Here is a 10,392-nt window from a genome sequence, read left to right as displayed (position 1 = left end):
CTATGGTGTGGGATAAGGCGATCGTGTTCGTATAGGGTCTCGCGGTTAAACGCTTGACTTCATTCCGGTTACGAACGGATCAGGAACCGCGTCTCGCGCGGGTCGGCTCTCGCTGACAACAATTCCCAATTAATCGCGGCGCGAACGGGGAGCGGATCGAATCCGATCTGACTAAAAATTTCCCCCTTACAACGCTTATGATCCATTGGCAAGCGGTTACCCCTTGTCTATCTTTTCGCGCCGTCAATGATGGCCTCGGACATATCCTGCTGCATCCATCTCGCCCAACTCCCGCAACGGAGAGCTGATTAATGGTATTCCCCAAGTGGACAAACAAGATCCCGGCGATAGCCGCGGTATCCTTATTCGTCGTCTCGAACGCGTTGATATTCGTGTTCTGGTACTGGTTCTCCCCGAAGCATCTGAACGTCGGCTTCCAACCGGAGCAGCCCGTCCATTACAGCCACAAGCTGCACGCCGGGACCATGGGCATGGATTGCCGGTACTGCCACTTCAACGTCGAGCGCGGGCAGTTCGCCGGAGTGCCGCCGACGGAAGTCTGCATGAACTGCCATACCAGCGTTAAGACCACTTCGCCCGAGATCGTGAAGTTGCGCGAAGCCTTCGCTTCCGGCCAGCCCATCCAATGGGTGCGTATCCATAAGCTGCCCGAGTTCGCCTACTTCAACCACAGCGCCCACGTCAACAAGGGCGTCAGCTGCGTGGAATGCCATGGCCGCATCGACCAAATGGACGTGGTCCACGAGTTCGCCCCGCTGAGCATGTCCTGGTGCCTGGACTGCCATCGCAATCCCGCCTCCCATATCCGCGACCGCAAGCTGATCACCAACCTGGCTTGGCATCCGGACGGGGACCCCGTCGAGAACGGCCGCAAGTTCATGGAAAAGTATCACGTCAATACCAGAACGGACTGCAGCACATGTCATCGTTGAATCTGGACCCCAAGAATACCGGAAAGAAGTATTGGAAGAGTCTCGACGAGCTCGCCGAAGCTCCGGAGTTCAAGGAGTTCGTAGAACGCGAATTTCCTGAAGGCGCATCCGAGCTGGGTACCAACGTATCGCGCCGCCGCTTCCTGCAGGTGATGGGCGCGGGCATGGCATTGGCCGGCGTTTCGGGATGCAAGCCCATCCGCCGTCCGGATCTGAACATCCTCCCTTATAACAAGCAACCGGAAAGCCTGATCCCCGGCGTGCCCCAGTTCTACGCGACCACCATGTCGGTGGGCGGCGAGGCCGTGGGCCTTTTGGTCGAGAGCCACGAAGGGCGTCCGACCAAGATCGAAGGCAATCCCAAGCATCCTTCCAGCCTCGGGGCCACCGGCAAATACCACCAGGCTTCGGTGTTGGGCCTTTATGATCCCGATCGCTCCAAGGAACCGTTCAAGAGCGGCGTGAACAGCGATTGGGGTTCCTTCTGGAAAGAGGCCGACGCGCTTTTCGCGGGCTATAAGGCCAACGGCGGGCAGGGACTGCATTTCCTAAGCGGGTATATCGCTTCGCCCTCCCTGGCGGACGTGAAGGCCCATGTGCTCAAGACCTACCCCAAGGCCCAGTGGACCACCTACGAGACCGTCAACCGGGACGCGCAGGCCCAGGGTATCAAGGCGGTTACGGGCCAGGCCCTGGATCCGCACTATAAGATGCAGGCCGCCAAGCGCATCCTTTCCATCGATTGCGATTTCAGCGAGTCCGAATCCGATCACCTGAAGAACGGCAAGGCCTTCGTAAGCACCCGCAATCCCGATCTCGGTCCGGAAGGCATGAGCCGCCTCTATATGGTGGAGTCGCATTTCAGCCCCACCGGCGGTACGGCCGACCATCGCCTGCGCGTGAAGCCGAGCCAGATCGCCAACGTGCTCATCCTGGTGGCTAAGGAAATGCAGGCCCAAGGCCTCGATCTGGGCGCCTGGGGTTCGGAAGTGTCCGCCCTCTCCGCCGATGCCGCCGCTGCCGGCGTCAAGCCCGAATACATCCGCGAAATGGCGAAGGACATCCTGGAGCACAAGGGCGCGTCCCTCGTGGTCGTGGGCCGTTACCAGCCGGAGCAGGCCCATGCGCTCGGGCACATCCTCAATTCCGCCCTGGGTAACGTCGGCGTTACCCTCGAATACAAGCCCAGCGTGGTGGCCTCCCTCAACGGCGAGACCCCTTCCCTGGAAGCCCTGCCGGCATTGGCCTCGGCCATGGCGGCCGGACAGGTCGAGACCCTGGTCATCCTGGACGCCAACCCCGCCTTCGCGGCCCCGGCGGACATGGACTTCGCCGGCAAGCTCGGTAAGGTCAAGCATGTCATCGCCCTTTCCTCCGAGAGCAACGAAACCACCGCCCTGAGCGAATGGCATCTGCCCTCGAGCCACTTCCTGGAAGAGTGGGGGGATGGCCTGGCGTATGACGGCACCGCGTCCCTGGCGCAGCCGCTGATCAATCCGATGTACAACAGCATCGGCGCCGCGGAATTGCTCGCCGGTCTCTCGGCCTATCCTTTCCGCAAGAGCCATGACATCGTGCGCGAGTACTGGCGTAAGCAAGGCGGCGCGGACTTCGAGCATACCTGGCGCCAATGGTTGCACGACGGCGTCATTCCCCGGACTACGTATGCTTCGGTCCATCCCGGCTCGGTAGGCGGCGCCTTGGCCAAAATTCCCGGCGCCCCGAAAACCGGCGGCATCGAGATGCTTTTCCGCCATCATCCCAACCTGTACGATGGCCGCTACGCCAACAACGCCTGGCTGCAAGAGCTTCCCGATCCGGTCACCAAGCTGACCTGGGACAATGCCGTACTGGTTTCGCCGAAGCTGGCGGACAAGCTGGGCATCGCGGCCCAGATGCTGACCGACAATAAGACCGGCACCCGCATGGGCGAGTACCGCCATCGCGCCATGGTGCGCGTGACCGTGGGCGGGAAATCCCTGGAAGCCGTGGCCTGGATCCTGCCCGGCATGTCCGAGGACACTGCCTTGCTGCATTTCGGTTATGGCCGCCGTTCCGTGGGCAAGGTCGGGACCGGTTCCGGCTTCGATGCCTACGCCTTGATGTCGAGCGCTTCCCCGTATTGGGCCGGCGACGTGAAGATCGAGGCCACCGGCGGGCTGTATGAGGTCGCTTGCACCCAGGATCATTGGTCCATGGAGCGCCGCCCCATCGTTCGCGAGGCTTCCCTGGAAGGCTACGAGGAAACCAAGAACAGCACCGTAGAGGAAGAGAAACCGTTTTCCGAGGCCCGTTGGAACGAGCATCCGGTCGATCCGAAGGACGGCCTGGAGAAGTCCCTCTGGGGCGAGGCGCCCTTCAAGAAGGACGGCGCCCGCGGCGATTACGACTTCACCGTCGGGCAGCAATGGGGCATGGTCATCGACCTGAACAATTGCACGGGTTGCAATACCTGCCTGCTCGCCTGCACCGCCGAGAACAACGTGCCCGTGGTGGGCAAGGAACAGGTGCTGCGCGGCCGCGAGATGCATTGGATCCGCTTGGATCGGTATTTCAACGGCGACGTGGACAATCCCGATATGGTCTTCCAGATCATGACCTGCCAGCAATGCGAGAACGCCCCTTGCGAGGAAGTCTGCCCGGTGGCCGCCACCGTCCATTCCCACGAGGGTCTGAACGACATGGTGTACAACCGCTGCGTCGGGACGCGCTACTGCTCCAACAACTGCCCGTACAAGGTGCGCCGGTTCAACTTCTTCAACTTCACCAATAACTGGAAGAACAGCCCCTTGGCCATGCAGAAGAACCCGGACGTCACCGTCCGCTTCCGCGGCGTCATGGAGAAGTGCACCTACTGCGTGCAGCGCATCAACCGCGCCCGCATCCAGTACAAGAACAAGGGCCAAGAGACGATTCCGGATGGCGTGGTGACGCCGGCCTGCGCCCAAGCCTGCCCGACCGATGCCATCGTGTTCGGCAACATCAACGACCCGGAAAGCCGGGTGGCCAAGCTCAAGAAGCACCCGCGCAATTACGGAGTGTTGAAGGACTTGAACACCAAGCCCCGCACGACCTACCTGGGCCGGGTGCGGAATCCGAACAAAGCCATCGAAAAAATCGCGGCCTGATAATGATGAATAGGTTGAACGGTTAAGGGAAATGCCGAAATGATCATCCACAGCGATTACGATCCGACAAAACGGCCGGTACTGGTCGAGACCGAGGACTTCCACGAAGTCACGGATATCATCACCTTGCCGGCCGAAGCCAAACCCACCGCGACTTGGGTTTTGCTGTTGCTCGCCAGCCTGTCCCTGCTTTCCCTCATGGCCGGCCTTATCGGCTACCTGTTCTGGGAAGGAACCGGCGTCTGGGGCGTCAACGTCCCGGTGGCTTGGGGCTGGGCCATCGTCAATTTCGTGTGGTGGATCGGTATCGGCCACGCGGGGACCCTTATCTCCGCCATCTTGTTCCTGTTCCGCCAACGCTGGCGCACCGCCATCAACCGCTTCTCCGAAGCCATGACCATCTTCGCGGTGATGTGCGCCGGCATCTTCCCGGCCATCCACGTCGGGCGTATCTGGGTCATCTATTACGTGTTCCCGATCCCGAACCAGATGGCGGTCTGGCCCAACTTCCGCAGCCCTCTGCTGTGGGACGTCTTCGCGGTCTCGACCTACTTCACGGTCTCGGTCCTGTTCTGGTACATGGGCCTCATCCCGGATCTGGCGACCTTCCGCGACCGCGCCACCACCAAGGTGCGCAAGTTCGTGCTGGCCGTGTTCGCCCTCGGCTGGCGCGGTTCGGCGCGCCACTGGCAGAACTACGAACGCGCCTACCTCATCCTGGCCGCCATCTCGACCCCTCTGGTGCTCTCGGTGCACTCCATCGTCTCCTTCGACTTCGCCGCCTCCAAGGTGCCGGGCTGGCATACCACTATCTTCCCGCCCTACTTCGTCGCCGGCGCCGTCTTCAGCGGCTTCGCCCTGGTGGAAACCTTGCTCATCGTCGCCCGCCAGGTCTTCGGCCTGAAGAAGGTGGTCCGCATGCACCATCTGGAGAACATGAACAAGTTCATGCTCCTGACCGGTTCCTTGGTCGGATACGCCTACTTCATGGAGCTCTTCATCGCCTGGTACTCGGGCAGCATCTACGAACGCTTCGCCTTCTATACGCGCGCCCTTGGCGAATATGGTTGGGCCTATTTCATCATGATGTCCTGCAACGTGATCACCCCGCAGTTCTTCTGGTTCAAGAAGATCCGCACCAATATCCCCATCATGTTCGTCATGACCATCTTCATGAACATCGGCATGTGGTTCGAGCGCTTCGTCATCGTGATCTCCCTGCATGCCGACTTCCTGCCTTCGTCCTGGGGCTACTATCGCCCGACCTGGGTCGACATCTGGACCTACGTGGGCACCTTCGGCCTGTTCGGCACCTTCTTCCTTTTGTTCCTGAAGTACTTGCCCCAGCTGGCCATCGCCGAGGTGAAGGGCGTCATGCCCGTGGCCAGCCCGCATTACGGCGAGCATCATGATACGCCGCCTGCGGCCATGGGCACCGCGGGCGCGAAAGCCAGAGGACACTGAGAATGGAAAAGACCGTCACCCAAGCCAAACCGAAGACTTTCGGCGTCCTGGCCGAGTTCGCGGGCGTGAAGGAAGTCTATCACGCGGCCGAAAAGGTACGCGATAAGGGTTTCAAGAAATGGGACGTGCATTCGCCGTTCCCCATCCACGGTATCGACCACGCCATGGGAATCGGCGATTCGCGCATGGGCTGGATCGCTTTCTTCGGGGCCATGGCCGGCTGTTTCGGCGGCTTCGGGCTGCAGTACTGGATCAATATGTTCGCCCAGCCGGTCGTCATCGGCGGCAAGCCCCTGAACCCCTATCCAGCCTTCATACCCGTTATGTACCATGCCCTTTTCAAGAGCAAGAACTTCGGCAAGTTCTCGGACAACGGGTTCTTCATCAGCATCGAGGCCAAGGACCCGAAGTTCAACGTGAACGAAGTCCAGAAATTGCTGGCGGACATCGGCGGCCGCAACATCGAAGTCCTGGAGGATTGATCCCTTGAAACCCCAACCTCGCATCGCGCTTCTCGCCGGCCTCGCTCTCGCCGCCCTGCTGGGCTGCCGCGGCCAGACTTCGGATGAAAACCCGGTCTGGATCAAGCATGGCATGGAGTTCCAGCCCAAATGGCTGCCCTACGGGAAGAATACCTTCACCGAAGACGGCCGCAACATGCAGACGCCCCCGGAAGGCACCGTGGCGGTCGGCCTTCTGAAGGCCGACGACGATTATTATCGCGGCGGCAAGGACACGGCCCACTACGCCGCCAATCCGCTCAAGATCGATATGGCCCTTCTGGAACGCGGCCAGGATCGCTTCCAGATCTATTGCACCCCCTGCCATGGCCGCACCGGCATGGGCGACGGCATGGTCATCAAGCATGGTTTCCCGATCCCCCCGCCGAACTTCCACGATGATCGCATCGTGAACATGCCGGACGGGCAGATCTTCCATACCATCACCTACGGGGTCCGCAATATGCCTTCTTACGGCAAGCAGGTTCCCGAAGAGGATCGTTGGGCCATCGTGGCCTACCTCCGGGCCCTGCAGCGGTCCACCCATGCGACTCTCAACGACGTTCCCGAGAACGAACGCGCCAACCTGAAGTGACAAGGAATAGGGATGTCAACTGATAATTACCGTTTGACCGCCAAGGTGGGGAGCGCCCCCATCTTCCTGGGACTGGGAGCGATCGGCGCCGTCCTGTGCGGCGTAAGCTATATGCAAGGGCAGCAGGCGTTCTTCGCGTCCTACCTGACCGCGTTCTGCTTCTTCCTGGCCATCGCGCTCGGCTCCTTCTTCTTCGTGTTGGTTCAGCACTTGGCCCGCTCGGCCTGGAGCGTTACCATCCGCCGCGTCAGCGAGACCGCGGCCGCCAACCTTCCCTGGATGCTTATTCTGTTCATCCCGGTCATCCTGGGCGCGGGCCAATTGCTCCCGTGGTACAGCGCCGATGTCCGGGCCCATGACCACCTGGTGCACATCAAGGAAGCTTACCTCAACCCGACCGCCCTCTATATCCGCCTGGCCATCTACTTCGGCCTGTGGACGGCCTTCAGCGTGTTCTTCCTGCGCACCTCGCGTAAGCAGGACGAAACCCGGGACCCCGCCCTCACGATCAAGATGGGCCGCGTGGCCGCCGGCGCCGCCATCGTCTTCGCCCTGACCCAGACCTTCTTCGCCTTCGACTGGATCATGTCCCTCGACCCGCACTGGTTCTCCACCATGTTCGGCGTCTACTTCTTCGCCGGTTCGGTCGTCCTGCAATACTGCTTCCTGATCCTGATTTCGGCCTACCTGCGCGGCAAGACGGGCCGCAAGGACATCTACCGCAAGGATCACTTCCATGATGCGGGCAAGTTGCTTTTCGGCCACAACGTGTTCTGGACCTATATCGCCTTCGGCCAGTTCTTCCTAATCTGGTACGCCAACATCCCGGAAGAAACCTCCTTCTTCCACCATCGCGCCGTCGGCAGCTGGCATACGGTCAGCCTGCTCCTGCCCTGGTGCCATTTCGCCATCCCCTTCTTGTACCTGATGTCCTGGCACGTCAAGCGCAACATCCTCGCCATCTCGGCGGGGGCCCTTTGGCTGATGACCATGTGCTACATCGATATCTATTGGATGATCCAACCGAATTTCCATCCGGACGGGGCGACCTTCGGCCTCGGCGATGTCGGATCGCTGTTGTTCGTCGGAGGGATGTTCCTCTTCCTATTCTTCCGCCGGATGAACAGCGCTAACTTGATTCCGTCGGGCGATCCGCGCCTGGCCGACTGCCTATCCTACGATAACGGGGTACCCGATCATGAGTAGCACCGATACCCGCACCGTCGATCCCGCCCAGCCGCATTCTCCCGCGGGCGTCGGGCATGAGCTGTCCGATTTCAGCTGGACCACGGTCCTGTGGCTGATTCCCATCAGCGTGATCATCATGCTGGCCTTTTTCGCCGTCTGCATTTTCTGGTTCAAGGGCGCAAAGGATCACGAAATCGCGCATAAGCAAGCGCAATTCGTCCCTTCCGAGTTGCAAGCGCTCCATGCCCATGAAGACGAAATCCTGACTTCTTATAAGATTCTGGATAAGGACAAGGGCCGCATCCGCATCCCTATCGCGCGAGCCATGGAGCTGGTTGCACAAGAACATCAGGGGAAGCCGGGCCGGGAATGGGTTCCCATCACGGACACCTACCTGGAAGGCGCTGCTTTCGCCGCCGCTGCGGCCGCATCCGCTCCCGCCGCGGAAGACAACGGGATCCAGGTGGAGAATGCGCCTGAAGTAAAGAAGAGCGCCAAAGTGGTTTCGGGGCCCAACGGCGCAGCCGTTGGGAAGCCGGCCTCCGCCAAAGCAACCTCCGGCAAAGCCAAAGCCGCGCCCCAGGTGAAGAAGTAACAGCATGCTAGCCGTCAACCGCAGCGTCCTTATCCTGTCCGGTCTAGCCCTATTGGGCATGGGCCGGGGCGCGCATGCGTTCGGCGGCAGCTACGATACCAACCGCGAACCGACCGCCGGGGCGGAGGGCCAATCACTGCCCGCCAGCCTGGTCGACGTGGGTATCGATGAGCACCTCGGGGACCAGGTTCCCTTGGACGCGAAGTTCAAGGACGACGAAGGCAAGGACGTTACCCTGGGGGCCTACTTCCAACCCGGCAAGCCGGTCCTCCTCAATTTCGCCTATTATCAATGCCCCATGCTGTGCAACCTGGTATTAAAGGGGATGCTGGACGGCATGAAGAAGCTGACCTGGACCCCGGGCAAGGAGTTCGAGGTCGTAACCATCAGCATCGATCCGCGCGAAACGCAAACGCTGGCGGCCGCCAAAAAGCAGTCCCATATCGAAGCCTTGGGGAAGCCGGAGGCGGCGGCAGGCTGGCATTTCCTCACGGGGAACGAGAAGGAAATCAAACGGGTTACCGCCGCCATCGGTTTCAAATACCAGTACCTGAGGAACACCAACGAATTCGCGCATGCCGCGGGCATCTTCACCATCTCGCCGGCCGGCAAGATTTCCCGGTATCTGTACGGGGTGGAGTTCAAGCACAAGGATCTGCGCCTGGCCCTGTTGGACGCCAGCGCCGGCCGGGCCCTTTCCATCGGCGAGAAGATCGAGATGTTCTGCTACCGCTACGATCCGAACGCTAAGGGCTACGTCCTGTTCGCCCGGAACTTCATGAAGGGGGGCGGCTATGTGGTCGCCTTCGGGCTCTTCCTGTTCCTGGGAACCCTGTGGCGTCGCGAGTTGAAACGCAATAAAGTCCCCAATCGGCCGGTGGCCGCGGGGACGGGGGCCTGAGCCGAAGGCTCGCGGCCGGATGACATCTTTCAATCAACGGGTGTAAGAGAAGAATATGGATAACGCGAAAACGTTCTGGCTTCCCGAAAAGGCCTCCACCTTCACGAGCATCGTGGATCCGGCCTTCGATCTATACCTGTGGATTTCCGTATTCTTCTTCGGGCTCATCGTCATCTTGATCACGGTGTTCACCTTCAAGTACCTGCGCCGCCGCCCCGATCAGCTCGCCACCGCCCAGATCACGCACAACCTGACCTTGGAACTCAGCTGGACCATCATCCCGCTGATCATCGTGATGGCCCTGTTCTTCGTGGGCATGAAGGGATTCCTGCACATGCGCGTGGCGCCTTCGGGCTACATGCAGGTCAACGTGAAAGGCCAGAAATGGTCCTGGAGCTTCGAGTACCCCGCCGGCGCGGTCAACGATACCCTGGTGGTCCCGGTCAATACCCCGGTGAAGCTGGCCATGACCTCGCGGGACGTGATCCACAGCTTCTTCATTCCCGCTTTCCGCGCCAAGGCGGACGTGTTGCCCAACCGCTGGAACGCCATATGGTTCCAGGCCACCCGCACCGGCGTGTTCCCGGTGGAGTGCACCCAGTATTGCGGGACCAACCACTCCTACATGTGGACCGCCGTGAAGGTGGTAGAGCCGGACGTCTACCAGGAATGGCTGGCCAACGCCTCGGATCCGGGCAAGGGCAAGACTCCGGAGCAGTTCGGCGCCCTTCTGTACCAGAAGCGCGGATGCAATGCCTGCCATTCCATCGATGGATCCAAGGGCGTAGGGCCTTCCTGGAAGGGGCTGTACGGCCGCCAGGAAACGACCAATATGGGTATGGTGATGGTGGACGAGGCGTACCTGAAGGAATCCATGATGGTTCCTACGGCCAAGGTCGTCACCGGATTCCAACCCGTGATGCCGGTTTTCCAGGGCGTATTGTCGGACCGCGAAATCGCCGCCCTCATGGCCTACATCAAATCGTTGAAGTGACCGGATCTGATCGTTAGCCTGGTAGGTTTGGAACATTAGCGTGCACTTAGGTAGCGGGAAAAAAAGAGAGACGG

At 60.6% G+C, this 10,392-nt stretch carries 9 protein-coding genes; all 9 read left to right on the top strand.

Annotation, left to right across the window (positions count from 1 at the left end; all coding sequences use genetic code 11):
• The first annotated feature begins 311 nt into the window (after positions 1 to 311).
• The 9 genes from JF616_10980 to coxB are packed head-to-tail and all read left to right on the top strand — an operon-like array spanning position 312 to position 10,318.
• Positions 312 to 953: a cytochrome c3 family protein gene (locus tag JF616_10980; protein ID MBW8888269.1), complete on the top strand. Its 642-nt coding sequence runs from the start codon at positions 312 to 314 to the stop codon at positions 951 to 953.
• Positions 941 to 4,081, top strand: coding sequence for a TAT-variant-translocated molybdopterin oxidoreductase (locus JF616_10975; protein ID MBW8888268.1), 3,141 nt, complete (start codon positions 941 to 943; stop codon positions 4,079 to 4,081). Before JF616_10980 ends, JF616_10975 begins: the two co-directional genes overlap by 13 nt.
• A gap of 39 nt (positions 4,082 to 4,120) precedes the next feature.
• Positions 4,121 to 5,545, top strand: a complete 1,425-nt coding sequence (gene nrfD / locus JF616_10970) for a polysulfide reductase NrfD (GenBank protein MBW8888267.1) — start codon at positions 4,121 to 4,123, stop codon at positions 5,543 to 5,545.
• Positions 5,546 to 5,547: 2 nt separating this feature from the next.
• Positions 5,548 to 6,027, top strand: a complete 480-nt coding sequence (locus tag JF616_10965; protein MBW8888266.1) for a DUF3341 domain-containing protein — start codon at positions 5,548 to 5,550, stop codon at positions 6,025 to 6,027.
• 4 nt (positions 6,028 to 6,031) lie between these two features.
• Positions 6,032 to 6,640: a cytochrome c gene (locus JF616_10960; GenBank protein MBW8888265.1), complete on the top strand. Its 609-nt coding sequence runs from the start codon at positions 6,032 to 6,034 to the stop codon at positions 6,638 to 6,640.
• 12 nt (positions 6,641 to 6,652) lie between these two features.
• Positions 6,653 to 7,846 (top strand): hypothetical protein, encoded by a 1,194-nt coding sequence (locus JF616_10955; protein ID MBW8888264.1) that lies wholly within the window; start codon positions 6,653 to 6,655, stop codon positions 7,844 to 7,846.
• Positions 7,839 to 8,423: a hypothetical protein gene (locus JF616_10950; GenBank protein ID MBW8888263.1), complete on the top strand. Its 585-nt coding sequence runs from the start codon at positions 7,839 to 7,841 to the stop codon at positions 8,421 to 8,423. The genes JF616_10955 and JF616_10950 overlap by 8 nt, the downstream gene beginning before the upstream one ends.
• Positions 8,424 to 8,427: 4 nt before the next feature.
• The gene (locus JF616_10945; GenBank protein MBW8888262.1) at positions 8,428 to 9,324 is read left to right on the top strand and encodes an SCO family protein; all 897 of its coding nucleotides are present in this window, start codon (positions 8,428 to 8,430) and stop codon (positions 9,322 to 9,324) included.
• 55 nt (positions 9,325 to 9,379) lie between these two features.
• On the top strand, positions 9,380 to 10,318 hold the full coding sequence (gene coxB, locus JF616_10940) for a cytochrome c oxidase subunit II (protein MBW8888261.1): 939 nt from the start codon (positions 9,380 to 9,382) through the stop codon (positions 10,316 to 10,318).
• Positions 10,319 to 10,392 lie beyond the last annotated feature (74 nt).

The organism is Fibrobacterota bacterium, from assembly GCA_019509785.1.
Taxonomy (GTDB): domain Bacteria; phylum Fibrobacterota; class Fibrobacteria; order UBA11236; family UBA11236; genus Chersky-265.
This window is presented reverse-complemented; position numbering and strand designations above follow the sequence as displayed.